22 protein-coding genes and 1 pseudogene are annotated in these 26300 nt (G+C 42.9%); 15 read left to right on the top strand and 8 right to left on the bottom strand.

Annotation, left to right across the window (positions count from 1 at the left end; all coding sequences use genetic code 11):
• Positions 1-469 precede the first annotated feature (469 nt).
• Positions 470-1537, bottom strand: coding sequence for a replication initiation protein (locus H8S84_RS19730; protein ID WP_187069139.1), 1068 nt, complete (start codon positions 1535-1537; stop codon positions 470-472).
• Positions 1538-2942: 1405 nt separating this feature from the next.
• On the opposite strand from H8S84_RS19730, the gene H8S84_RS20395 reads away from it, so the two are divergent.
• The 9 genes from H8S84_RS20395 to H8S84_RS19770 all read left to right on the top strand — a co-directional run bounded on the left by H8S84_RS20395 (position 2943) and on the right by H8S84_RS19770 (position 14361).
• A complete protein-coding gene (locus tag H8S84_RS20395) occupies positions 2943-3260 on the top strand; it encodes a DUF6660 family protein (protein WP_394368009.1) in 318 nt (105 codons plus the stop codon).
• 110 nt (positions 3261-3370) lie between these two features.
• On the top strand, positions 3371-7762 hold the full coding sequence (locus H8S84_RS19735; RefSeq protein ID WP_187069140.1) for a CusA/CzcA family heavy metal efflux RND transporter: 4392 nt from the start codon (positions 3371-3373) through the stop codon (positions 7760-7762).
• 26 nt (positions 7763-7788) lie between these two features.
• Positions 7789-8979, top strand: a complete 1191-nt coding sequence (locus tag H8S84_RS19740; RefSeq protein WP_187069141.1) for an efflux RND transporter periplasmic adaptor subunit — start codon at positions 7789-7791, stop codon at positions 8977-8979.
• On the top strand, positions 8969-9112 hold the full coding sequence (locus tag H8S84_RS20175) for a DUF3703 domain-containing protein (RefSeq protein WP_262890251.1): 144 nt from the start codon (positions 8969-8971) through the stop codon (positions 9110-9112). The genes H8S84_RS19740 and H8S84_RS20175 overlap by 11 nt, the downstream gene beginning before the upstream one ends.
• A gap of 17 nt (positions 9113-9129) precedes the next feature.
• Positions 9130-11157 (top strand): heavy metal translocating P-type ATPase, encoded by a 2028-nt coding sequence (locus H8S84_RS19750; protein ID WP_187069143.1) that lies wholly within the window; start codon positions 9130-9132, stop codon positions 11155-11157.
• Between the two features lie 177 nt (positions 11158-11334).
• Positions 11335-12369: a sodium:calcium antiporter gene (locus H8S84_RS19755; RefSeq protein WP_187069144.1), complete on the top strand. Its 1035-nt coding sequence runs from the start codon at positions 11335-11337 to the stop codon at positions 12367-12369.
• A gap of 181 nt (positions 12370-12550) precedes the next feature.
• The gene (locus H8S84_RS19760; protein ID WP_187069145.1) at positions 12551-13195 is read left to right on the top strand and encodes a hypothetical protein; all 645 of its coding nucleotides are present in this window, start codon (positions 12551-12553) and stop codon (positions 13193-13195) included.
• A gap of 122 nt (positions 13196-13317) precedes the next feature.
• The gene (locus H8S84_RS19765; protein WP_187069146.1) at positions 13318-14106 is read left to right on the top strand and encodes a hypothetical protein; all 789 of its coding nucleotides are present in this window, start codon (positions 13318-13320) and stop codon (positions 14104-14106) included.
• Between the two features lie 24 nt (positions 14107-14130).
• A complete protein-coding gene (locus H8S84_RS19770; protein WP_187069147.1) occupies positions 14131-14361 on the top strand; it encodes a hypothetical protein in 231 nt (76 codons plus the stop codon).
• Positions 14362-14432: 71 nt separating this feature from the next.
• Here H8S84_RS19770 and H8S84_RS19775 read toward each other — a convergent pair whose 3' ends face one another.
• Entirely contained in the window at positions 14433-14657 is a 225-nt protein-coding gene (locus H8S84_RS19775) for a hypothetical protein (RefSeq protein WP_187069148.1), read from the bottom strand.
• A 570-nt stretch (positions 14658-15227) separates the two neighbouring features.
• Here H8S84_RS19775 and H8S84_RS19780 point away from each other — a divergent pair.
• Complete coding sequence (locus H8S84_RS19780; protein WP_187069149.1) at positions 15228-15656, top strand: hypothetical protein; 429 nt, start codon at positions 15228-15230, stop codon at positions 15654-15656.
• Between the two features lie 172 nt (positions 15657-15828).
• Here H8S84_RS19780 and H8S84_RS19785 read toward each other — a convergent pair whose 3' ends face one another.
• Positions 15829-16215 (bottom strand): hypothetical protein, encoded by a 387-nt coding sequence (locus H8S84_RS19785; RefSeq protein WP_187069150.1) that lies wholly within the window; start codon positions 16213-16215, stop codon positions 15829-15831.
• A gap of 310 nt (positions 16216-16525) precedes the next feature.
• Positions 16526-16771 (bottom strand): hypothetical protein, encoded by a 246-nt coding sequence (locus H8S84_RS19790; RefSeq protein WP_187069151.1) that lies wholly within the window; start codon positions 16769-16771, stop codon positions 16526-16528.
• Positions 16772-17119: 348 nt separating this feature from the next.
• Between H8S84_RS19790 and H8S84_RS19795 the strand changes: the two genes are divergently transcribed.
• Both H8S84_RS19795 and H8S84_RS19800 read left to right on the top strand, forming a co-directional pair.
• On the top strand, positions 17120-17365 hold the full coding sequence (locus tag H8S84_RS19795) for a type II toxin-antitoxin system HicA family toxin (RefSeq protein ID WP_187069152.1): 246 nt from the start codon (positions 17120-17122) through the stop codon (positions 17363-17365).
• A gap of 54 nt (positions 17366-17419) precedes the next feature.
• Positions 17420-17764 (top strand): type II toxin-antitoxin system HicB family antitoxin, encoded by a 345-nt coding sequence (locus tag H8S84_RS19800; RefSeq protein ID WP_187069153.1) that lies wholly within the window; start codon positions 17420-17422, stop codon positions 17762-17764.
• A 38-nt stretch (positions 17765-17802) separates the two neighbouring features.
• Here H8S84_RS19800 and H8S84_RS19805 read toward each other — a convergent pair.
• A pseudogene (locus H8S84_RS19805) lies at positions 17803-18651 on the bottom strand (integrase core domain-containing protein).
• A gap of 232 nt (positions 18652-18883) precedes the next feature.
• Here H8S84_RS19805 and H8S84_RS19810 point away from each other — a divergent pair.
• Together H8S84_RS19810 and H8S84_RS19815 are read left to right on the top strand one after the other, a co-directional pair.
• On the top strand, positions 18884-19459 hold the full coding sequence (locus H8S84_RS19810; protein WP_187069154.1) for a recombinase family protein: 576 nt from the start codon (positions 18884-18886) through the stop codon (positions 19457-19459).
• Positions 19460-19680: 221 nt separating this feature from the next.
• The gene (locus H8S84_RS19815; RefSeq protein WP_187069155.1) at positions 19681-20052 is read left to right on the top strand and encodes a hypothetical protein; all 372 of its coding nucleotides are present in this window, start codon (positions 19681-19683) and stop codon (positions 20050-20052) included.
• Between the two features lie 174 nt (positions 20053-20226).
• Here the strand turns inward: H8S84_RS19815 and H8S84_RS19820 are convergent, their stop codons facing one another.
• The gene (locus tag H8S84_RS19820; RefSeq protein ID WP_187069156.1) at positions 20227-20649 is read right to left on the bottom strand and encodes a hypothetical protein; all 423 of its coding nucleotides are present in this window, start codon (positions 20647-20649) and stop codon (positions 20227-20229) included.
• 598 nt (positions 20650-21247) lie between these two features.
• Here H8S84_RS19820 and H8S84_RS20255 point away from each other — a divergent pair.
• The gene (locus tag H8S84_RS20255) at positions 21248-21367 is read left to right on the top strand and encodes a DUF1016 N-terminal domain-containing protein (RefSeq protein WP_317175461.1); all 120 of its coding nucleotides are present in this window, start codon (positions 21248-21250) and stop codon (positions 21365-21367) included.
• A 716-nt stretch (positions 21368-22083) separates the two neighbouring features.
• Here the strand turns inward: H8S84_RS20255 and H8S84_RS19830 are convergent.
• Together H8S84_RS19830 and H8S84_RS19835 are read right to left on the bottom strand one after the other, a co-directional pair.
• Positions 22084-25458 (bottom strand): DEAD/DEAH box helicase, encoded by a 3375-nt coding sequence (locus tag H8S84_RS19830; RefSeq protein WP_187069157.1) that lies wholly within the window; start codon positions 25456-25458, stop codon positions 22084-22086.
• Positions 25455-26294 carry a Hachiman antiphage defense system protein HamA gene (locus H8S84_RS19835; RefSeq protein ID WP_187069158.1) on the bottom strand — a complete coding sequence of 280 codons (840 nt, stop codon included), beginning with the start codon at positions 26292-26294 and terminating at the stop codon, positions 25455-25457. Before H8S84_RS19835 ends, H8S84_RS19830 begins: the two co-directional genes overlap by 4 nt.
• Positions 26295-26300: the final 6 nt, after the last annotated feature.

Here is a 26300-nt window from a genome sequence, read left to right on the forward strand (position 1 = left end):
GTAATTATATTAACATTATTTAATATTAGCAAATTATTCAAAATTGTTAATTTATTAATTTTATTAACTATTAATAAGCCTGTTCATGTATAGATGATATTAAGCAAAGTAGAGTAGATTAATATTTACTGTATAACCATATCATGCATTTGGCCCATGGAGGATCTTGATATTTACTCAAGATCCTCCATGGGCCAAATTTGCCAACTAGTTTATCATATTTGTTAAGTATAGCAGTATCTAATACTAGAACTATGATGGGTAATACTACTATTCATAAATAGTGGTTAGAAGGAAGTAGAGGAACAACACCCCCCATTATATCTACTGCCAAAAATACATTTTAACTACGGCTAAATTATTAAGGTTATTAACAATATTAACATTACACACTTTATTAAAAATCAAGCCCTTGCAAACAGTTGTTAAATTATTAACAATGAATAAAACACTGCATGATACTTTATAACTAACGCTTATTCTTTTCTATTTTATTTTCTAGATGTTTAGAAAACCATTCACTTTCAGAAGTAAAGCTCAAGGTCCCTTTATTTGTTGAAAACCAATTGTTAGCTTTTGTAATAACAACTGGATCTAAGAGCCGAATATATCTATCAATCAACTCGTCTGAGAAAGAGTATTTCTCCTTCATAATACGAATTGCATTTCTTGTCACTTTATCTATTGCTGGGTTAGTAATAGGGGAGAAGAAAAGCTCTTGTTGAGTTAAAGTAGATTCTAACTTACTTGACCTCCCAGATTCAGGTGAATGTATTCTAATAGTTTTAATTAATGAAAAAGTAATAGAATCTGCATTCCGACCTCTTTTGTTAATCTTGTAATCAAAAGCCATGTCTGTATCCTTTAGATCTTCTTTGGCAGCATCTAAAATCCTACGCTTAAATTCAGCAAAAAGAGGATACTTTATAACTTGTACATTCTCTCCCTCAGGTAAGCCTTGTTTTCTAGCTTCCTCATCATTCAATTCTATATCAAGACCTAACATCAAGCGAAGCTCTCTATAAGCAATAGTAGTAGGCTTTTCTTTAAATTGACCTTGCTTTATTAGCATGTAGATCCTATAAGCTTGAATTGTTTTAAGGCCCAGAAGCTGTTCAAGTTCTGCTTGGGTATAATTCCCCTTTAAATCAAGCAAGTAAGGAGCAAGGTCATTGTTAATTTTAGTTACAATGTATTTACTATCTTGAGTGTAAGTAACAGTCGGGAATATAACCATGCTGGCAAAAGTTCTATTCTTATCAGCATCCAAACTCTCAATTTTGAATTTTATCTCCTGTAAATCAGACGCTAACTTAGCTACTTGTTTAAAGTTCTTACCGCCTTTAGATGTATAAAGAGCAGCAATAGGTATTTTTACATGAGTGAGTTCTTTATCATCCTTATGAATATGGCTTAATGCATAAATAAATGCTCGTAGCTGAACAGTTGGAATGTCAAAATGACTATTAATTAAATTGTTATGTTGCGTAACTATCTTGTTCGGCTGCTTAACATGTGTATTTAATAATTCGCTCATGAGTTTTCATATCTTTTCTTAAATATATGTATAAAATATTCTTCTTGTACATATAATTTCAAAGATTTTAAACCACTAAATATCTATTTGGTGGGATTTTGTACACACAATGGGAATCTGTACATGTAAAAGTGGGAAAGTGTACATACAAAAGTGGGAAAGTGTACATGTAAAAGTGGGAAAGTGTACATGTAAAAGTGGGAATCTGTACATGTAAAAGTGGGAATCTGTACATGTATTAACTCGCAACAGCCTTGTAATTAAGCATATATGCCATTCTTAATAATTAATAAGTAAAAGAATAAAGAATAAAAAAAATAGATTTTTTATTCTTTATAAGGTTAAAAACATTTAAAAAAAGCCCTTAAGGACGTTATTTTGATGCTTTCCAAAAAATAAAGAGATCGCCTTTTGTGGGATTCTGTACATATATACATCTATAGACTTAGTCATTTGATGTCTCAACCATTTAGAATAGTGGGATTTTGTACATTAATGATGTCATGTTAGAGAAACTTTTGATTTTATGACGTGTGGTTAAAGTCTTGATAATCAAACAATTGCAATTTACAGTGAATAATGGAAAAAGGCCTGTGGGGTATCAAATAAAACCTGTACATATATCCAAAATGCCTTCTATATAAAGGGTGGGATTTTGTACACATATAGTTGATTTTACCCCATTTTTACTAAATAATGGTAATATTTAGTAAAAATGTATCTTTTTTAGATTTTCAAATGTAATTATTCTGATATTCCTAAAATCATTGATCTATAATGTTTACAGGTATCAAATAAAACATATGTTTTATTTGATACCGTTAGGTAAATAAATCCTGCTTTATAAATAGCACTTTGCCTTGAAAGTTCAACAATTAGCTTACTTCATGATTTCACTTATCATAACACCTGTTATAGGCTGATCTCTCTATAACCCTTGTTATACAGAGTATTTAAGGATAATGAGTTTAATTCACCAACAAAACTAAGTACACGTAAAGCCAGATGACTTATTTGCTGGATTACCAAAGTGAGAAGACTGCAGCTGCTGTGCCTCAGCTGGCCCTACACCTAAATACTCAAATCAAAATTCAACAACTACTTAGGATGATTAGCTTAACGTTTTGCTGTCTAAAAGCAGTAATAGGAGAGGAGCGCCAATGGGAAATAATTTTTAGGTTTATTTAAAATCTAAGCCAATGCAATAAGGTTATAAATACAACTTATAGCCAACGGCAACAGGTTATCAATTCCTTAATCATTCTTATCTTAAACTATAACGTTCGAAAGTTGCTTTATCTAGCCCTGTGCCGAATAATTTATAAAGCACCATATCACAGGTTAAAGTAACAGCAGCACGTTAAATAGAGTACACCTATAAAAATTGTTTTATACCTTTGCAGTAATGAAGTACCCGATCATCATTTGGGGGATAATTATTTTTCTACTGGCCTGCCTGCCTTGCACGGACAGCGGGACTGTTTATGCCCAAGGTACTGATACAGAATTAAAAGCTGATATAAGCCACTCAGACGCTGATCAGGAAGCGGACTTATGTTCCCCTTTATGTGAATGCAACTGCTGCGGAGGCATTACCTTAGCAATTCAATTTCAAAAAGTAACACAACCGCTAGTGCTTCCGCAAAGCACATATCACCCAACCTATGTAGTCCGTGGCCCTGTGGCTCCGGTCATACCCTTCTGGCACCCGCCTAAAGCTTAACCGATTTCTTCTTAGAGTAAGAAAACACGCTTTGTTGCATCTATATGCAACTTGGAAGGCGTGCGCATACAGGTATTGTATGTGGTTGTTTAAGTTTAATCAACACACAAGTGCTAGACAGAATCATTCATTTTTCTATCTATAACAAGCTAATTATCGGCCTTTTTACGCTGGTGCTTGTTGTATGGGGCAGCTATTCCCTCACGCAGCTGCCTATTGATGCCGTACCTGACATCACTAATAACCAGGTTCAGGTTATTACCACCAGCCCTTCGCTGGCAGCCCAAGAAGTAGAACGGTTGATCAGCTTCCCGGTAGAGCAAACGATGTCTACGATTCCAAACATCGAAGAAGTACGCTCTATTTCCCGCTTTGGCCTCTCTGTAGTAACTATTGTCTTCAAAGAACGGGTAGATGTGTACTGGGCCAGGCAACAGGTAGCAGAACGCTTGGTAGAAGCTGCCGAAAACATTCCCCCGGGTGTAGGCAGTCCCGAAATGTCTCCTATTTCAACAGGTCTTGGGGAGATTTATCAGTATGTAGTACATGCCAAGCCTGGCTATGAAAAACAATACAGCCCCGTCGAGCTGCGTACCATTCAGGACTGGATTGTGCGGCGGCAGTTGCTCGGCACGCCTGGAGTGGCAGAAGTAAACAGCTTTGGCGGCTACCTAAAACAATATGAAATCGCAGTAGACCCTGACCGGCTAAAAGCGCACAACCTGAGTATATCGGATGTGCTGGAAGCACTCGAACGCAACAACGGTAACACTGGTGGAGCCTATGTTGACAAGAAACCGAATGCATACTTTGTCCGCAGCGAAGGCCTGATCGAGAGTCTGGAAGAAGTAGGTAAAGTAGTCGTTCAAAATACATCCGATGGCACGCCCGTTCTGATCTCGGATATAGCGCAGGTGCAGTTTGGTACGGCTAACCGGTATGGCGCTTTAACGGACGCAAAAGGCGAAGCTGTGGGTGGTATTGTAATGCTGCTCAAAGGCGAGAATACCAACCAGGTAGTTGAACGTGTGAAGCAAAAGATGGCCCAGATCACCAAGTCACTGCCGGAAGGGATAGCAGTAGAAGCCTTTCTGGATCGAAGTGAGCTGATAGGCCGTGCGATTGGCACGGTAGAACGAAACCTGATCGAAGGGGCGCTGATCGTGATCTTTGTGCTGGTACTCTTCCTGGGTAACTTCCGCGCAGGGCTAGTCGTGGCCTCTGTCATCCCGCTTTCAATGCTCTTTGCCATTATTATGATGAACCTGTTTGGAGTAACAGGTAACCTGATGAGCCTGGGAGCTATTGACTTTGGGATCATCGTAGACGGAGCCGTGATCATTGTAGAAGCTACCATGCACCATCTGGGTTTAAGAGGTGGGCAGAAGCTGAACCAGGCCCAGATGGATGAGGAAGTATACGAATCCGCCCGTAAGATCCGCACCTCCGCTGCCTTTGGGGAAATCATCATTCTAATCGTTTATTTACCCATCCTTGTGCTGGTGGGCATTGAAGGCAAGATGTTCCGCCCGATGGCCCTGACCGTGTCGTTTGCTATTCTCGGTGCGTTTATACTTTCGCTGACCTATATACCAATGATGTCTGCCTTGGTACTCAGCAAAAACACAGCACATAAGCGCAACATCTCAGATAAGATGATGGACTTTTTCCAGCGGATGTATAATCCGGTCATTCGGGGAGCGCTTAAGTTTAAAGCATTGGTATTACTGCTAGCGGTGGGGTTGTTTGCCCTAGCCTTGGTTATCTTCTCGCGCATGGGCAGCGAATTTATCCCAACGTTGGAAGAAGGCGATTTTGCACTGGAGACCAGGTTACTGACCGGCAGCTCCTTGTCAGAAACGATTGAAAAAGTATCGCTGGCATCCCGTATTCTGAAAGAGCAGTTTCCGGAAGTAAAAGAAGTCATCAGCAAGATCGGTGCGGCAGAAATCCCCACAGACCCGATGCCGATGGAGGCGGCTGACGTAACCATACTGCTGAAGGACAAAGATGAATGGACCAGCGCAAAGACCAGGGAAGAATTAGCCAGTAAAATGACCGAAGCCCTGGAAGTTATTCCGGGTGTTACCTTTGGTGTATCCCAACCCATACAACTGCGGTCCAACGAGTTAATTTCTGGGGTGCGGCAGGATGTAGGCATCAAGATCTTTGGAGAAGACATGGCCGAATTAACCCGGCTCTCGCAGGAAGTTGGCCGTGTGGTGGCTTCCGTCGAAGGAGCAGAAGATCTGTATGTTGAGCAGGTGTCGGGGCTTCCCCAGATTGTCGTCGACATCAACCGTGACCAGATCGCCAAGTTCGGGCTGGACGTGGAAACAGTCAACCAGACGATCAATGCTGCATTTGCCGGTCAAAGCGCTGGAATGGTGTATGAAGGGGACCGACGCTTTGATCTGGTAGTGCGCCTTCTGCAGGACGAACGGCAGGACATCGACGATGTGCGAGCGCTTTACATTACGACTTCAACCGGAATGCAAGTGCCGCTTACGCAGGTAGCTAACATACAATACCAGCAAGGGCCAAACCAGATCCAGCGCGAAGATGCCCAACGGCGGATCATCGTAGGCTTTAATGTCCGGGGCCGTGATATTGCCAGCGTGGTGGAGGAAGTACAGGAAAAGATTGACCGCGCCGTGCTGCTGCCTGTGGGATACTTTGTTACCTATGGCGGCCAGTTTGAGAACCTGGAGCAAGCCAACCAGCGGCTTTCGGTTGCTGTTCCAGCCGCCCTGGCCCTGATATTTCTGCTGCTTTTCCTGACGTTCCGCTCTGTGCGACATTCACTACTGATCTTTACCGCTATTCCGTTGTCTGCTATCGGTGGTGTATTAGCCTTATGGCTGCGCGGGATGCCGTTCAGCATTTCTGCCGGAGTCGGGTTTATCGCGTTGTTTGGTGTAGCCGTGTTGAATGGCATCGTCTTGATCGCAGAATTTAACAGGCAGCGCAAAGAGTATCCAGGCATAAGTTTACGGGAGGTAGTGTTGAATGGTACTGCAATCCGGTTGCGACCAGTGTTAATGACAGCAACCGTGGCTTCCTTAGGCTTTCTGCCTATGGCGCTATCGAATACTGCTGGAGCTGAAGTACAGAAACCATTGGCGACCGTGGTGATCGGTGGGCTTATAACATCCACGTTGCTAACGCTGGTGGTGTTACCCGTACTCTATATCCTGCTGGAAAACTATTACCTGCAACGCAAGCAAAGAAGATCGGGCGGTAGTAATTTCTCTACTTCTTCTCTCGCTCTATTCCTGATTCTTGCCACCTTCGGCCTTACGGTAGGCGCGACACCAGCTGCACATGCACAAGGACCTGTGAAACAGTATACCTTACGAGAAGCAGAGGCACGCGCACTCAAACAAAACCCGGCAGTAGGCGCAGCAAGGGTAGAAGCGAAGAGAAGTCAAGCGCTACAAGGAGCTTCCTGGGACATAAACAAAACGCAAGTACAGTTTTCAACCGGTAAACTGGCTTCTGGTACCTATGATAACGAAGTTTCCATCTCGCAGTCCTTCTCACTGCCTACGTTGTATAGCAGGCAAGCCAAGCTGGCCAATGAACTGACCGAGGTCAGCAACATTAACTTAACGCAACGCGAGCGGGAAGTTATTCGTGATGTGCGGCTCAACTATTATGGTCTGGTGTATGCCCTGTCCCGCTTACGCCTGCTTACCTACCAGGATAGTTTGTATGTGCAGTTTGCCAAAGCAGCACAGCTCAGGCTACGTACAGGAGAAACCAACCTGCTGGAGAAAGTAACCGCCGAGGCGCAGCTGTCTGAGGTGCGCAACAACGCTTTTCAGGCTGAAACAGATGTTGCCGTTTTCCAGGAAAGACTACAGGCGCTGCTGGCAACCGATACCCTTGTCGCAACATCAGATACGGTGCTCAACCGGCTACCTTTACCAACTATAACCGAAGAGCAATTAGAACAAAACCCTAGGCTACGCCTGGCCAAACAGCAAGTAACTGTACGGCAGGCAGAGACGAAGGTGGAAGGCGCAAAATTGCTCCCAGACCTGCAGCTAGGGTACACGAACCGCACCTTAGGGGGCCAACATACCAGCGATGGAGCAGAAGCCTTTGAAGCACCACAGGAAGTCATGGTTGGCGTAGCTATCCCACTTTGGGTAAAGCCACAGAAGCGTCGTATACAGGCTGCTAAATTGCAGGCAGAGGTGGCAGAGCTAAACTTAAGACAAACTCGGAATGAGTTAAAGGCAGATGCCCAAGTGGCCCTACAGCAAGCTTTAAAGTTGCAGAGCAGCCTGGCTTATTACGAAAAGACTGCCTTGCCTCAGGCGCAGCTTATTATTACCCAGGCCACGAAAGCTTACCGTGCTGGAGAGATAAGCTACCAGGATTATATTCTGAACTTGAACAGGGGGCTGACCATCCGGAACAACTACCTGGAGACGCTTTATACTTACGATAAAGCTATCATCGAATTACAGTACATCCTGGAAAATCAACTATAACAAATTTATAAGAGAAATCATCCGACATGAAAAGGATCATCCATATCACATATTTTACCTGCTTTCTGATTTTTACTTCCTGTGGTAATACGGCTGAACCGGCACAGGAAGAGGCAGAAGCACATGAAGAAGAAAGCGCTGACAAAGCAGAACTTACCGCAGAGCAGTACCAGGTAGCAGGTATTACCTTAGGCAAACCTGAAATGCGGAACCTGAGCAATATGCTCACCTTAACAGGCAAGTTAGATCTCCCTCCACAAAACATGGCCTCCGTAACTGCGCCGCTTGGCGGGTTTATCCGGAAAACAGAAGTAATGGAAGGCCGCTACGTGAAGAAAGGGGAATTGCTGGCTACCATTGAAAACCCGGAGTTTGTGACCCTGCAGGAAGATTACCTGGAAGCCAGAAGTCGCCTCGAATACCTGGAACTGGAGTACAAGCGGCAAAAGGAGCTACATGAAGAACAAGTCACCGCAGCTAAAACCTACCAGCAAACCGTGGCCGAATACAAAAGCATGCAGACGCGGGTACAGGCGCTGCAGGAACGTTTAGCCATCATCGGCATTAGCAATGGTTCGCTGCGAAGTGGTAAAATCAAACGTGTTTTGCCCCTTTTAGCCCCGCTGGAAGGCTACATTACCTTTGTGAATGCGGATGTGGGACAATACGTAGCGCCCACCGATGTGCTTTTCCGCATCGCGGACACTGACCACATGCACGTGGAGCTGACAGTATTTGAAAAAGACTTAGCCTCATTGGAAAAAGGGCAGAAAGTGCATTATTCACTTCCTGGCGAAACAGTGGTGAACCACCAGGCGACGATCTACCTGATCGGTAAAGAGATTAGCCCCGAACGAACGGTTCAGGTACATGCACATATGGAGGATGAAGATAAAAACCTGGTACCCGGTATGTACGTGCAGGCCCAGGTAGCACTAGACGACAAGCAGGTGCTTGCTTTACCGGAAGCAGCAGTGGTGCAGGAAAACAACAGCAGTTACATCTTTCTATACACTGGTCAGGAAACCGAAGGAGAAGATGTGATGAAGCAATTTCGCATGGTACCTGTAGAGCGTGGCATTGAAGAAGGTGGCTTTGTACAGATAGCCCTTCCGGCAGGTATCGATACGGCAGCCACTAACTTTGTCACCAAAGGAGCACACTCGCTACTAGCTAAAATGCGAAATGCCGAAGAAGCAGGCGGACATGGCCATTAAACTCAAAGGAAATGGATACAAATCCTGGGCTGGGATGATCCCGCTCGGCAACACAGGTGGAGCAAACGTACCACTACGAAAGCCCTTACCAATTCCAGATGATTTGCAGCAAATTATAGATGCTGCCCATTAACAATAAACACAAAAATTATGGATAAGAACGCTGAAACAACTAAAAACATAGAAGAAGATTTTAAACCACTGGAGATCACTTCTCCCCGGACCGCTGAAGCTCCTGGACCCAATGTAGGCGCAGAGTGTTGCGGGGCAGATGGTAAAACAAAGATGCAAGGGGCCGTAGACCATGCGCATGCGGAAGAAGAAGCCAAGTCTTCCTATATGCCAACCATACTGAGCCTGGCTCTCCTGCTGGGCGGCATTCTACTGGACTACCTGGATACTCCTTGGTTTACCGGTTATATCAGATTCATAACTTTTGGTATTGCCTATGTGCTGGTTGGCTGGCGGGTGGTGTGGCATGCCATTAGAAGCTTGCGTTCGAGTTTCTTCAACGAGTTTTTCCTGATGACCATGGCCACGCTTGGTGCCTTCTATATTGGAGAGTATGCAGAAGGGGTGGCCGTGATGTTATTCTATGTGATTGGTGAGCATTTCCAGGAAGCAGCCGTACTACGTTCCAGGTGCTCTATCAAAGCACTTATTGATAACCGGCCGGATGAAGTGGGCGTGGTTACTGAAAATGGCGTGGTTATTAAAAAAGCGAAAGAAGTACAAATTGGCGAAGTCGTGCAGGTGAAAGCCGGTGAAAAAATAGCGCTGGATGGGGAGTTACTGACTGAACGCGCTTCGTTTAATACTGCTGCCCTGACAGGGGAATCTAAACCGGATACGAAGGCTAAAGGCGAAGTAGTGCTGGCAGGGATGATCAACCTGGACCAGGTGATCGAACTAAAGGTGACTTCTGCCTATGAAAACAGCGCCTTGTCAAAGATCCTGAAACTGGTAGAAGAAGCGGGTAGCCGCAAGGCCAAAACCCAGCAGTTCATTACCAAGTTTGCTAAGGTCTACACACCCATCGTCTTTTTCCTGGCCATAGGCCTTACGTTTATTCCTTACTTTGTTATGGAAAGCTATGACTTTAACGTGTGGCTGTACCGGGCGCTGATCTTCTTAGTTATTTCTTGTCCGTGTGCGCTGGTGATTTCTATACCATTAGGTTATTTCGGTGGGATTGGGGCTGCTTCGCGTAACGGCTTGCTGTTCAAAGGTTCTAATTTCCTGGACCTGATGACACAAGTTGACACCGTGGTAATGGATAAAACAGGAACACTCACTGAAGGCGTTTTCCAGGTGCAGAAAATCGAGTCGGTATCACCTGATAAGGCATGGTTCTTATCGGCTGTAGCCGCATTGGAGAGTAAATCTACACATCCAATAGCCCAAGCTATTGTGGCTGAAGCTGGCCAAACCTATCAACAACATTCCGTAAGCCAGGTTGAAGAAATATCCGGCCATGGCTTGAAAGGCACAGTAGATGGCAAAGAGCTGCTGGTTGGGAATGGAAGGTTGCTGGATAAGTTTGAGGTAAGTTATGATCCGAGCATAAAAGAGATTGTGGAGACGATTGTATTGGTCGCGGTGGACGGTGTGTATGCGGGTTACATTACCATTGCGGACAAAACGAAAGCAGATGCGCCACTTGCCGTGCAACGAATGCGAGAGCTAGGTGTGAAGAAACTAGTGATGCTTTCAGGAGATAAAGACTCCATTGTGCAAAAGGTAGCCAAAGAATTGCAGTTGGATGAAGCCTACGGAGGGCTATTGCCCCAGGATAAGGTAGCCCATGTAGAAAAACTAAAAGCAGAAGGCAGAACAGTTGCCTTTGTAGGAGATGGTATTAACGATGCACCTGTGATCACCCTGGCTGATGTTGGGATGGCCATGGGTGGTCTTGGCTCTGATGCAGCCATAGAAACGGCTGATGTAGTGATTCAAACAGACCATCCTGCCAGAATTGCGACTGCAATCAAGATTGGCAAGAAGACCAAACAGATCGTGTGGCAAAATATTGGCCTAGCTTTTGGCGTAAAAGCCATTGTATTGATCTTAGGGGCCGGTGGCTTGGCTACCATGTGGGAAGCGGTATTTGCGGACGTAGGCGTAGCTTTTCTGGCTATCTTGAATGCCGTGCGTATACAGCGGACCAAGTTTGATTAAACTGCATATGATCAAGCGTTGAGCCTATAGCGCCTGTTTCTAGGGGACTGCTGGTATTTCAGGAACCCTTGACCACAACAGGCGTACAAAAAACCGCACCTGGTAACTTAACGCTAATACAATGGCTATTAGAAGTAGTCTTAATTGCTTTACATACCAGCAGAAAGGAGGTACTGTATGAGTACCTGGCTCTGGGCGCTTGTGCTGATTGCTGCCGTTTGGGCGGCACACTGGGGAGCAGAACATCTGGCAAAGCCCCTGAAAAAGCTCAGAAAACAGTGGGGCTTCTCAGTGGCTGCGGGTGGCGCTTTAGTTGGCTTGGCAGCTGCCAGCCCTGAGATTGGCATCAACGTGGCCAGCTCTGTTACAGGCGTAGCTGACATTGGTCTGGGGGCTATGTTCGGTTCCAACGTAATTGCTATCCCCTTCATGGTCATCACTGCCTACATTGCTACCCGCCATCTTAAGAAGGAGAATGCTGACAAGAACCATGAGCAGCACGTCAAGGAGCATTTGGTGAAGGTGGACCCCACCGCTGTCACAGTGCAGGCGATTCCCTATCTTGTAATAGTAGCTATCGTGGCTATCCTCACCGTGCCGGCACAATGGCGGGGATTGCAGCCAATAGACGGCTGGATCATGCTAGGGGTGTACCTGGTATATCTGGCGCAGGCCCTTATGCGTGGTAAGCGCGAAGGAGAAAAGGTAGAGTGGAAAAAGAAAGAGATCTATTTGGCCGTAGCTGGCCTTGCCGCCCTGGGGCTGGGTGCTTTCTTCACAGTAAAGGCTACTGAAAACATCGTCTCTGTTCTGGGTATCTCTAGAATTGTGGGTGGCTTGTTCCTTACGGCTCCCATGGCCGCTTTGCCAGAAGTGTTCGCTACCTGGAGTGTAGCCAGATCGGGGCAGATCACCTCTGCCGTAACCAGTGTGATCGGAGACCATGCCGTTACGCTGACGGTCGCTTTTCTTCCCCTTGCCTTAGTCACTGTACCTGTTGAAGACCTGACCCTGTATGTAACAGTTTTGAGCTTTGCCGGACTGGTGGGCATTCTCTATGCCGCCTTCATCCACTGGGGAGGACCTGGTAAAGAGCACGGCTTTAACCGCTGGCAGGTGTTCACTTTAGGGGCTGTCGTGCTGGTGTATGTAGGGGTCATGCTGTTCGGGGTTCTTCAGGTGTTTGGCGGATCATCAGGCGAAGGATTATAAAGCATTCAATTTGGATGAGAAAGACTACCTCGAAGACGGGGATTTGTATAGAGCAATAGCCGAGTTGGATTACAAATATGAAGGTGACTGAAAAAAAGTTTGTAAATCTTTACAAGGAGAGTGGTGGGAACTCTAAAAACATAGGGAAGCAACTAGACCGTTTATACAAGTTTCAATTTACATGAGCCTGAAAGAAGTTAAGAACGTGTTGTGCATCTCAGCTACACCGCCGGATATATTTGCGCAGTATGGCTTTAGAACGGTTAAAGTAGAACCAGCTACCAGTAACACTATAACGATAACGCCAAAGGTCTATAAAGGCAAGATACAGCACGAACTATCCAGCCTGTTACCTACCCTAAACTATAAAGAGAAACAGTACCTGATCAGGCTTAACAACCTGAATTTGATTGAGCGGGTGCTGAAAAGTTTTAAGGACTTGGAGCCGGAACAAATAGCATTGTTATCTTCTGAGACAAAGGCAGGCGATGTGTACCAGGAAATAACAAAAAGCAAAACCATACCACAGCAGGTAAGGCTGGTTTTTACTACGTCGCTAATTGATTGTGGGGTTGATGTTTACAATACGGATCTTGAAATCATTATTGCAGAACACCAAAACGAGCACCTTAGCACACAGGACACACTGCAGTTTTTAGCCCGCCCGCGCAAGGTTAGCAACCTGAAAGCAACCGTTTACAAACTGGAGCGCCCTGGCAAAGGCATAAGCCGCGAACAACTGTATAAAGATGCGTACGAGCTGGCAACTTACGAATGTAACTGGTTAAATCAGATGAACGCCAAGCACACCGCCGGGACCCGTTAGTAGCAAACCGTACTACCTTTTCTGATACGGCGCATTATTGCAAGTATAACCACCAAAGCGAACAGTACGAGCCAAACGAGCTGCTGATTCATTACCAGGTAGAACAAACCCTGATCCGGTACATGGCCACCGAAACTTACTTTGCTCAACTTGAACAGGAACAGCATATTATTATAGAACAGCCAGAACACCTGACGATAGCCAGAACGCCGGAAATGGAAGCCCTGGACAAAGCCGCCAAAGCTGTAAAGGAAACAATGCAGGAACAGGCGTTGCTGCTATTGGAAACCCACCACCCGGCTGACGTATTCAGTGCTTTATACCATAGCGTGAAAGACTTGGACACCCGCGCCGAAATCGTAAAGACCGGCTATGATACCTTGTTGCAGGATACTGCCAAAGAAGTACAGGAAACCTACCAGCCAATACTCACAGACCGCGCCGCGCTGCTGATCTTCAATACCTATCTGAAACTACAGCGTAGGGACATGGCAGCGGATGACATAGTATCTTTGATGCGAGAACACAACAGCCCGCGTAAGTTGGGGGACCTGCTGACCAGGTTGGATGTATGGCATAACCTGAGACATTATAACCAGTTGGCAATCAAAGACAAGCGCGATGCTGACAGGCTTTTACAGCACTACAGGAAGCTTAAAAGCAGGGTAACTGAATTAGATTCTATTAATAATAAAAGAGCTAATCGGGTTACCTCAGAAGAGATAACGGCACTAATCAATAAAGACCGCCCTAAAGCCATAAAGCTCACGAAAGATAAAGCTATGCAGTTGTTCCGGATCTTCTTTGAAGTAGATACGATAGCAGCTAAGGTAAACGGTAAACGGGTTAAATACTTTGGGATCACAGCAGATAATGTAGCCCCGCTATTTTGTGAAAGTGTAGCGGCGTAAGGCAATCAAACGTAGGTTTGCAGTATGGCTGCTTACCTTCATTCTGCTTTTTACCGCAACGGCGAAGACCTGGAATTTTACGATAAAGAATTTCAGCAGCTGGCGTATCATATCGCCACGGGTCCGCATCATTTCGAATACACCCTGGATAACTTAGGCTGGCGCCTGACCTTCACCACACCTGAATACAGCCTAAAGGTAACCATAGAGTACGGCGGCATCTTTAAAGGCGATGGCACGATTGTAACCAGGTAAAGGATTGAGTTAGTTTTCTTGCATATAAAAATAAGCTGGCAGCACTCCCACTACCAGCCCTTTATGTTGTGTTAGCTTCCATTATTAGTTTGATGAATGGTTACAGTACTACCAGGTTCAGCTACAATTATAATCGGCTGCTTTTGCTCTTGTGACGTTATCGTTTGTTCTGTTTTCACAGCTTCTACAGGTTTGTCTTTCCCTTGTGCTAAGTAGGCTCCACCCAACCCTAACATGGTTGCAACAATGTACCCCACTATTTCATTAAAAATCAGTTTTCGTAAATTTCTTATCATATCGTTTTTCTCCCTTCTGGCAAGTATTCTTTGGCATAGGGCTTACCACCCATCCGGTACCAGTGGCACCTGTTTTATATAGTTAATTTTATGTGCTCCCATCAAAAGCCATTTGTTATAACAAGGAATGAAGCCCAACGTTACTTTCTGATGTGAACTATCTTATATAGTAACTTCTGTAAGCTCCCTTATGTATTAGCGGCTCTTATAATTGAAGAACTGAGAAGCACATACACCGGTTAAAATGTATGTATCTATGAATAGTACTTACATAAGACAAAAAGCCGTTTGACTTGGGGAAAAACCGTGATTATTTAAGAAATAATTTTTGAGGACGTTTCTGTTGTCCTCAAGAAAACATGTTCTCAAAAGCCCAAAAGCATGTTTCCTGCTTTGAGGAGCACCTTTAGATGAGGTTGTTTTAAGGTTGTTAATCGTTGAGGAGGAAGCTGAGGACGAGGTTGCTTTAAGGTTGCCGGGTGGTGAGGTAATAACTGACTCCCTTAACAGTATAAATTCTACCAGCAGCACACGGTGTGCTGCCTGGACACAACCTAAATCAACTTCATCATGCGTATCAACTTTAGAACAATCGCTTTCCTTAGAGCCGCCTTCACTAATGACTTAAAAGAATTCGGTCAAAGCCTGGACAACTTTGCAGGCCGCAGTGAATCGTACCTCAAGTGGAAACTTAGCTACATGGAAGACCTAAGCCTGTGGCAGGCGCTTTTGGATCTGGAAGAGGAAATGCTATGGTATGAGGAGCAAAATCAGTGCAGGCTCAACATGCCAATCGAATACCGCCTGATGCGGAAAGAATATAAAACAAGAACAGGTCGTAACTGGAGTGAGGACAGCTACGATATTTCCTGCGCATACGACTGGCTGCTGGAGCGACTATCTAACTATACAGAAGGCTACCGACCACCTTACATGTGTGTCTGCGGCTATACGGCCAAAGAAGACTGGGTATGGGAGAATGCGAACCTGGAGGAGTAAACTATAACCCATATCATATTATCATATTCCTGAAACCCTATTGTAAATCTTAAACTTCTTTATTCTTCATCATGAATATTCTTTATAAAATGGGTGGAGATGGTTAAGAAAGGTTTTAAAAAGAGGAGCGTAACAGCTCCTTTTTTTTATGCCCATACACTCAGTTAATTAACTAATAGCCGCGCCTTCTCCTTTCGGCTTCATCTTCTTTTATTAACTTTTCAGCTCTAAGGACCAACTCTTGGTCCTTTGGTTTAAGCAACGGGAAAATATCTCTCATAGCTTTTTCTCTGTCAATTGCTAAGTAGCTCTTATCAGGGCGTATGGTATAGCTTTCCCATTCTTTGAATCTCCCTGCTCCAGCTAAAGCCATTAGGAATGCATGTCTGGCATTATCTAAAATCTCTGCAGTCACTTGTGACTTCTTTAGGTCATCAAGGAATTTCTGTTGCTCATATCGCGCTCTGGCAGGAACAGACATGTAAGAACAGTCATCCTCATTCCATTCTACAAAATCATCGTCATCATCTGTATAGTTGTAGTTATTTTCCTCTTCCATGGATTTCAAGTATTTTATGTGTATACCAAAATACAAATTAAGTTGTATTACCAGTATATTAACCGTTAAAATTTACTAAGGGGCAAATTAAAGTATTACCCCTTGTTAGTTAGGAATTGTACTTATGCGTGTTCTCGGCGCTGTTTAACATAAAAGTAGTTATGAAGCAAACCGCTCTGATTTGCTCCAGATGCTGCTGATTTTCGGCCTTGTTTCTGGTACTTTTCAGTGAGGGACAAATTCCTCCGGTCTATTATTTGCGGCTATAAGTTGCTGCAGTAACCTCTTATAGCTTCCAACCATGCAACCACTACCGGCCTTTACTGATTATGTAAACTGCTGCTGACTTACACCATTCAAGCACCTCGTAAAACTCTTTTAAAGCTGCCAGGCCTGAGAATACCTGAGCAACGAAAGGGAGCCCTTTAAACCACGCGATGGTTTGATTAAACCAGTTGCCTTTCTGAGGTCCGTTCAGGCAAGCGCAAGCGCCCACAACCGCTGCTGCTGCAGAGGCTGTTTTGTGGGGCTTGTTATTACGCTTCCGTCTGGACATAGTACACCGCTTAAAATTGTAAGCAGTGTCTCTCTATTATTCCCGTAAAGCGTTACGGCAAATTTAAATTAGACCTTTGACGTAAAAAAGGACAGGGTCTGCTTAGTTCTGGTACAGTTCTAAACTATGGCCTTAAGTTGCTTATAATCATGGAGTAATTCTATACACAGAGATAGCTTACACCCCTATAAGCCAAAATGGTGTGTTGGTTGGAAGCTTTGCAGGTAAAAAAGTAAATAATACTACCAAGTTTGATAAGCTGTGTTACAAGGAAGTGAAAAAAATTTTTATATATTTGCAACTATAAATTAGTTGCACTTGTATAAGGAAGGGAGGCCAATTGGTAAAATGGCGAGAAAAGAAAAATTAATAGCTAGACTGTGCAGTTACCCCACGGACTTTACGTGGTCTGAATTAGTAAGTGTGCTGAATGGAGCTGGGTACCAAGAGCACACAGGGGGTAAAACGGGAGGCAGTCGCAGGAAGTTTATAAATGGAGCCGGCCATATAATAAACTTACATAAACCACACCCAGGGAATATTTTAAAACGTTACCAGTTGGAGATAGTAATAAATTCACTGGGGCTCTGCTAAAGCAGGAAGAAGATAGAAATTAACTGTTATAACGAGAAATTAAGAACGGCAAAAATGAGCAACACTATTAAGTACAAGGACTATATCGGCTCAGTCGAGTATAGCGCCGAGGACAAAGTGTTTTTTGGCAAGATTGAGTTTATAAATGATGTGGTTACGTTTGAGGCAACCAATGTAGACGAATTAGAGCAGGCCTTTCAAGAGTCTGTAGATGATTATCTAGAAATGTGTCAAGAAGTAGGGAAAGAACCTGAAAAAGCCTTCAAAGGGACCTTTAATATTCGGATGCATCCGGATTTGCATAAGAAAGCAGCGAGAGTGTCGCTGGAGCAGGGTAAAAACCTTAACCAGTTGGTAGTCGAAGCTGTAAGCCAGTATGTAGTAGAACATGCTCACTAACATTGTTAATGACCCGTCCTAAAATAAGTTGACAGGTTTTACGATGATTTTATAGGATCTGTGGGCAGTAGCTCACAGGTTTTTTCATGCACCTGCAGTGGAGTGAGCATCTGCAGACTCAGGTGGGGCCTTCGGGTGTTGTAGCTTTCCACAGCCTGTTTTACGAGTAGCTCGAGTTCGTGTCTGGTATTGCAGGGGTAGAGCAGGAATTCTTCTTTGAGTATGCCGTTCATGCGTTCTGCCAATGCATTCTGATAGCAGTCATAGCCATCAGTCATCGAAGGCCGGATGCCGTGCTTTCTCAGGATGTACTGGTAATGCTGAGAGCAGGTAATGCAGCTTGCGCGTGCCCACACGGGGCAAGTGCCGGCGTACCGTTTGCACCAGTTCCCTGACAGGGGCCAGTTGGGCTGTGCGCCGCTTTTGCCGTGCCCTTGACTGGTAGAGCGACTGCCTGCTGCACCCGAACAAAGAAGAGAGACGCGACAGGCTCACGCCTTTCTCTTGCTGGAAGATCCACATTGTCCGGGCAATAACTTTTTTGAAAAACCAGTACCTAACTGACGGTCTATCTCCTGCACGGCTTTTTCCAGCACCTGGTTTCGAAGACGCTCATCAGAGAGCTCGCGCTCCAGGCGTTTGATCGTTTGGGCGGGTGTTTCGGCTTTCATCATGCGTGTGTGTATATCAGGGTAACGCCAATCCAGCCGGCCATGTTTCCGAAGCCACACCAACACCGTAGAGCGCCCTTGGATACCGTAATGGCGCTGAGCCTGCTTATAGCTCAGTTCGCCTTCTTCAACCTGCTGCACAACAGCCAGTTTAAAGCCTAAGGGGTAGTCCCGACGCGTACGCCTGCTGTGCCCTGCTTCTTCTTTTCCTTTCATAAGTCTAAATAGTGTCAACTTATTTCAGGACGACTCAGTGTAAACTGTCAACTTTTTTCAGGACGAGGCAAGAACAGGTCAACCTGAATTTCCATCTCAAAAAACCTCCGTTTTATGAGATGAAATAGCTGAGGCAACATTAACTTCTTATCCTTTAATATTCTTTCTCAAATTGCCGTCTCACAAATCAAATGCTTTTCTGTATATTTGAGACGAGTTATTGAGACAAAACATGAAGATAGGCTACGCCCGGGTCTCGACCCAAGATCAAAAATTAGAATTGCAGCTTGACGCTCTTGCCCAGTACGGGTGCAACCAGATCTACAAAGAAAAGAAATCAGGTAAAAGCAAAGATCGTCCTGAACTGGAAAAGATGATCGCGCAGCTACGAGCAGGGGATACCGTGGTAGTTTGGAAGCTGGATCGGTTGGGCCGCTCACTTCGGGATCTGATTGACTTAGTGGCAGAGTTTAAGCAAAGGGGAGTGGACTTTGTGAGTTTGCAAGATGGCATCAACACGGCTACGGCAACGGGCCGCTTTACTTTTAACATCTTTGCATCGCTAGCAGAGTTTGAGCGCGAGATTATTCGCGAACGTACCAAAGCTGGACTTGATGCTGCCAAAGCTCGCGGACGAAAGGGGGGAAGGCCTCAAGGGTTATCTAGTTCAGCATTAGAGAAAGCTAAATCAGCCCGTATACTTTTTGACTCTGGCACCAAGACAGTGGAAGAGATTGCCAAGATCCTGCATATTTCGAGGGCAACTTGTTACCGCTACTTGTCTCATGTAACTCCTGTTGTAGAGTAGATGCGGATAAAGTAAGATTAAATTACTTCATATCGAAATGACAGAAATTTTCTTAAAGTAAAGTTGATTCTGTTATTTCAGATTCCGATCAATAAAAGATCTTATACCTTTAGTGTAATCTAGAAATAAAGCCATCTCACAACTAGGTTAATGAGTTTGCTATGTTCACTTATTGCCCTGCACGTTGGCATTATTTAATGTATAATCTTATAAGCTATAACATGACAAAAATCTACTACACCATCTTATTTGCCTTGTTCCTTGTTGGATGTAATCAAAGTGTATCTCAGACAGAAAAGGACTACATCAAGAATTTAGAGGAAAAGAATAGCGCGTTAGAGAAAGAATTACAGGCATTAAAAAATGCGTCAGAATCTCAAGAACAGGCCAGCAAAAATTCTAACACTTTCTTTACGATAGGTTCAACGGAGGATGAAGTACTAGAAGCTATGGGTGAACCGACAGCATACCTTAAGACTGCGCCCGAAGCAAAGAAATTCATTTATGGAATAAGCACAGTATACTTCTATCAAGGCAAGGTTATCAGCTATGATAATCTGGACCAGAATTTAAAAGTTAAAGTATCTAAGTAATTAATTAAGGTAAGGCTAGTGCTGATTTGATTAGGCTGAGGATTATTGAAGTTCTGGATCTTGATTAAGTTAATATCTTTCGAATTCATCTCATGAAACCCTCGTTTTTACGAGACGAATAAAAATCTAATGTGTATCACCAAATTATTGCCACAGCAGCAGATGCCGAAGGCATTACCAAGGTATATAGTCCGGATCCTGGCTTTTTTCTCGGATGTGTTGGATGCGCTTACGAATTCCTACAATGTTCATGTCTACCTTTGATTTTTCTTCCTGCAGAAAATACCGTTCACGATCCGTTAGCTTTGTCTTGTCGGCATTGAAATCTGCTAAGTAAAGATCTTTTAGACTTTTGTAATAATATTCATGCTCTTGCATGCGGAGCATATGAAAGTCGACCACTTCTTCAAGTGTTCTTGGGTGTTCGCCACTAAGGTGTTTTTTGCCAAAGGTATCGTCTGGGTCTAACTGCTTCCGTTTCACGCGGTAAGGGTTGTAGTACACCAAGCGTAAGTCTCTGCCTGCTCCAACAAGCATCGGCTCCAAGCCTTTTCTTCCTTCTACTTCCAACGAATTTCCAGCTAAGACCTTGGGCATGTCCGCTTCCCGTTTTGCTTTATTGGCATATACCCTACACTTATCCGAGCAGTAAATAGCACGGGGTTTATTGGCCCAAAAGTCTTGGTTACAATAGGGGCAGACTTTCTCATATACAATCGAGTTTGCAGGAAACTCTTCGCGGCTATATTTAGGCATAGGGGTGGAGGCTTTTCTTAAAACTTATCAAGTTACGTAATTATTACAGATTAATTATATAGTATTTATGGAATTATTTCAGAATATCAGTATTTGGCATCTAGAGGCTCTTTTAAATTTAGCTGCTATTCATATGATGAGTAGAACCAGCTTAGAGTCAAGGTACTAATATATAACAAATACATTGCTAAAGTAATACTGTATTAATTTAAAGTATTACTTTAAGTAAAATAAGCCTACGTTGTTTTATCGAAGCTGATAACCTGAGCTTCAATTGTCCCAATTTTGCAGTACACCTTTACAAATGAACAGGAGTACCTATTGCTTTGAAGAACTTATCAACTTCACGCCTGTTCTACCTTTAATTGGCATGTGGCTACGGTGTTAAAGATGGAAACGCACAACTAACTGGGAGCTGATCGAGCAGCTAAAACAAGAAATCAAGGCAGCGCGCGTGCAGGTTGTTCTTACTGTAAATGCCCAGACGCTGGAGCTATACTGGAAGATCGGCCATGCCATTCTGCAACAGCAGCACCAGGAAGGGTGGGGGCAAAAGTAATCGACTGGCTAGCGACTGATTCAAGAACTTCTTTTCCGGATATGAAAGGCATGTCGGCACGTAACTTATAGTATATGCGCGCCTTTGCCGAAGCCTGGCCTGATTTTGTGCAAGGTCTAGTTGCACAAAATAGCTCATTACCTGCAAGTCCAGAAACTGGTTCAGTTGTGCAAGCACCTCTTGCACAAATATGCTTGGTATCACCACATCACAGTCTCAGATAAACTTAAATGTTAAGAAGAACAATATTTAACATTTAGCAGGCTGCATTAATAGCTAGAGTCGCAACGCGCTAGTGCATCAAATCGAAGTGCTCTGCCTGTCTTATATCAGTTAATGATTATAGGTTGTCTTTATTATTAATAAGTAGAACCTAGCAGCACAGATAATCATAACCTTTTGTAATCGTGGATTTGTAAAACTTTATCGGAATTAAAAGAGTAAGCGAATGCCTTTACTTGTTCATTCATTTTACCAGGTTTTTATTTGTGATTCGCAAAAGTTAAAATGGGAGGGAGATATTCTAGAAAGGCATCGCTACTTTGGAAATACTAGCAAGAATATTTTTGGCTTTTTTATAGCTCACATTTAGCCCGTGGGCCATCCATTACTCTGGCGAAAGAGACATAATTAACATCAATAGTACAGACAGCTCACACCCATGGACTATGTGAGACGCAAAATTATTTAGCAAAGGCGAAGGGTAAGTAACTGTATTATATGAAATATGGATTGTCACTATGCATTCTCCACAATCCGCATTCAGGGTCATATTTGAAAAATACACCGGGAATATTGCTAACGCTCTTAAAATCTATAGCTGTTGAAGATATTTCTTCAAAGAAGGACTTATCAGGGCTAACTAAGTATTGCCTTCCGTTAATAAGGCGTGCCAAAAGCATATTTGTTATTTTATGAACCTTATCATACTCAAATGGAGGTATCTTGAGCATTGTATTGGTTTCTTTATTGTAGATATTAATAAGCATTTCAAGCCATTCTTTGCTTGGCTGAGAAATCAGAGCTCTGTATACTTCCCTATTTTTAATTAACTCAAATTTATACTCATTAATGCTCTTTTGCCATATTTCATCTTCAAAGTGTTTTCCAATCTCCACTGCAGCTACCCTTGAACGTATGCCTGCTTGGTATATTTTCACAGATTTCATATCAGGTAGTCCAGCTTCTGCAAGGATGGATAATTCTTCCAGTACTTCTGCCTCATTGTCTAGCTCCCTGAGACGCAATTTCTTAGCAATCCCATTCAGTATCCAGGGAATCTTGTAAGTATATAAGTTCTTTATAATTGAACCAGAATTTTTCAATGGCAATATCCGGCTTAGAGATGTGCCATTTAGCCATAATTCTCTGATAGTGTCCGTATCGGGGCTAATTATATTTTTACCTTCTTCAAGTATTATTGGTAGATCAAACAGTAATTCCTCGATTGACTTTTGCAGTTGTGCAAAGCTTTTGGCAGTCCATCCTATTTCATAAAAATGTTCTATTATATCAATGATTTGATGGAGACGATCCTCTATAAGAAGATCACTACTTAATGGAAGGCCAGAATCAATGATAGACTTCCATTTGTATTTGCTTGTGCCAACTTGTTCTACAATTCCCTGTACTCTGGCTTTTATGAATTTTAAAACTTCATCACCTGTGATCGTGCCACCATTTGATGCTTGGATGAAGGCTAAAGAACCTCTAAAGTATTCTTCTATCCATGTGTAATCGTAGTTTTCATCTTCTATCGTTTCATTATTAATAAAATGGAGTGACAGAAGCGCATCATCGATCCAGTTGAGGGTGCCATCCTTGTTACTTGCGTCTTCAGTAAGTGTAAGTAGCTTGTTTTCTGCTATAAGCTGAATTAACAATTCGAATGGCACGCCTTGATCGGAAGCAATTTTCTTCAGCTCGCCTAGTATAAGAAGGATTCCACTTTGAGCCTTATCAATTTTTGATTTATCAAAATACTGTTGAACTTCATCTCTTTTGCACTTGATCTTGAACCTCTCTCTTGATGTAATGTTTTTACTGGCATCAATTGCCACCAGTATTTTTCCTTCATAATCAACAAATGCTCTTCCTGCCCTGCCTGCGATATTCCAGAAATCTCTCTTAGTGACTTGTGATCTGTTTTGTGTAAGTGTTGAAAAGATCACTGTCGCTACGCCTAAATTCACTCCTTGACCTAATGTAGAAGTAGAAATTATAACTTGTGGTTGATCATTACGCATGAGCCTTTCCAAGGGCAGCCTTACATCAGAATGCAAATCAGAATTATGGCAGAGAATCCCTTTTCGTGCATATTTGAGCCACAAGTTAGCATCAGAGTCACCGTAGGCTTCTATACATGCTAATAAAAAGACTTTCCAATCTTGTTCATTCTTCCATAAATGGTCAGCCACCTCATTACCCAAGCAGTTATAGTAAGCTTTAGCCATTGTAAACACCGAAGCCTTTTTACCCACAAAAATTAATACTTTGCCAAAGGTCCTTAACTTTAATGCAGTAGAGGCAACTGCCTCATTCTTGTTTTTAGGATAGGATTTGTTAGTGGACGCCTGCTTTTCTTTAATGATGAAGTTCTTGTTAAAGGCTTGCCTTTCAGTATCGCTGCTTTTCCATTCAATATTTACGGATGCACCGTTCCAGTCTAAAATGCCTAATCTCTCATTAGAAGGTCTCCAGGAGTCCTTAAATACACTCTCTTCAGTAGAAGTCAGCCATTCAGCAAGCTCCCCCGAGTTTGGTAGAACAGCAGAAAGCAGTAAGAATTTGCCTTGATTCCTATTTAAAGAGTACCGTAATTCTTCATAAAATATCTCATTTATAATAAGCCTTTTGTCTTCTCCTAATAAATGCCCTTCATCAACTATTATCAGCTTTATTTGCTTTAAAATATCATTATTGCCCCGTAGAATAGCCTTTGCCTTTTCAGGTGTAGCAACTATAATGTGAGATTCTTGGATTACTCTTTCATCTAACTTGCTGTAAAAATTACCTCCATATAACTGCGAAGTTGCATAATCTAAATTGCTGAAGATATTGCCTAATGTATTTTCAACTTCGTATGCCAGTGAAACAAAAGGGGCTATATACAATACCTTGCAATCTGGGTATTGTGTTAATGTATCTAGAATGGCTAACTCAGCGATTCTTGTTTTTCCGCTACTTGTAGGGATGCTGATGACGCAACCATTGCTATCAGCGTCAATCACTTTGGGCAGAGCTTTTCTTTGTGTGATAAAAAGCTCATATACCCCTTGAGGTGCAAGATTTGTTAGTGAGTGTATATACTTTCTGACAACATTGTTGCCAAGGTCGAAATACTTGTCTAATGTGTTCCATAAAGAGGCTTCTTGATAACTGTCAGAAATGAGTAAAAGCAATCTAATGATCCACCAAATGCCTGGGTCATTTTTTATTTCTGCAATAACTTTAAGGGTGGTCAGGAGTTCTTTTGCCCTAAAAAGGGATTCCTTACTTCCATTGTAAGCATAGTCAATCAAGCGATCTAGCGCCCTTGCGATGGTTAGTTCATAAACCTTGGAGTCACTTTCAGTTTCGTTTAGATGTGAAGCGATAAATTCATCCTTATAAGTTTCATCAACAAGCAACATGTCAATCTCAATCGATAATCTTTTGTAATCACGTCGAAGGAAAAGGTATAAGAATTTAGAAATTATGGTGTCAGAGCCAAGTTTATTCGTTAAAATGAATGCTTTTGAGTACTGAAAGCTAATATAATACGCAAGAGCAGAGATTAACCCATAGTAATTACTCACCAATTGCTTACTAGCTAAATAGTTGTTTGCTTGCTCAAGTATGGTAGCACCCTTCTCTAAGGGTGCTGATGCATTTTCAAGCTCATTATTTTCCGCTAGTGAACAGCCTAAGCTTAAATAATAGAATCCAAGCATATTAAGACCATCATCCGAAATAGTATAAGGCGGGAAATTATCGGAGTTTTCAGATGTATTTAATAAAATATATCTTGAGTTAGCTTGTGCAATTAAATTTTGGACCAACCTATCATTCTCAATCTGAGAGAGCTTTGCATGGGCAGCATCTGACTTCATATGGCTAAGGGGGTAGATAATAGCTCTTCAGCCCTTTCAAAGGCTTTATTGATCAGTTCTTCAGGGTTATCTACACCGACTGAAATTAATATAAAATCAGGATTATCACTTGATAGGTGCTTCTCAACCACATCATGCGTATCAGTGTCACTAAGTAGGAACCCAGTATACATTAAATTGCCCTTACCTTTTATTTCGTCGATAAAATACTTGTCAAGTGCATCTGCCATTGCTTCAGTTGAAGGGTCTCTCGCCAACTCATCGATGAGAAACGAGTAGGAGATTGGTAGCTTTTCTTTACCTAGTGATAAGCCTATTACATCTATAACATTCTTACTAGGTTTCTTCCGAAATTTGGCCTCACCCAGATAGAGTTTAACATACTCTTCTTCTTTTAATTTTATTAAATCCACCATCAGGGTGTCATCCCCCTTTATAGCCTGATCAACGTTAGGATTATATTTTAGCTTGAATGCTTTAATAAGCTTCTTATCTAGGCAGGCTTCTATATATTCTGTTAGAAGTATTTCGGTCGCGTTTCCTTTCTTTACTTTATCTTCCTTTGGGAGCTTTCTATTCTGTTCAGCATACTTTGGGAATCCCAGTGTGCTATACATTTCTTTTAACTTTCTCAATCGAAAATCAGTGTAATGATGATGAACTAGCTTATTTGCTAGCCAGTCGATCAATGCTTGATCTGATGAAGGTATAAGTGCTGTTAGCGATCGATGACATTTACTTGAAGTTCTAGCTACATCATTACATGCAAGCCATCGCTCATAAGGATGAGGGTAGGAGGGGTGATTCCCTATCAGGTTGATTTGACTTTTAGCCATTGCTTT

The organism is Pontibacter cellulosilyticus (genome assembly GCF_014306105.1).
In the GTDB taxonomy this organism is placed as follows: domain Bacteria; phylum Bacteroidota; class Bacteroidia; order Cytophagales; family Hymenobacteraceae; genus Pontibacter; species Pontibacter cellulosilyticus.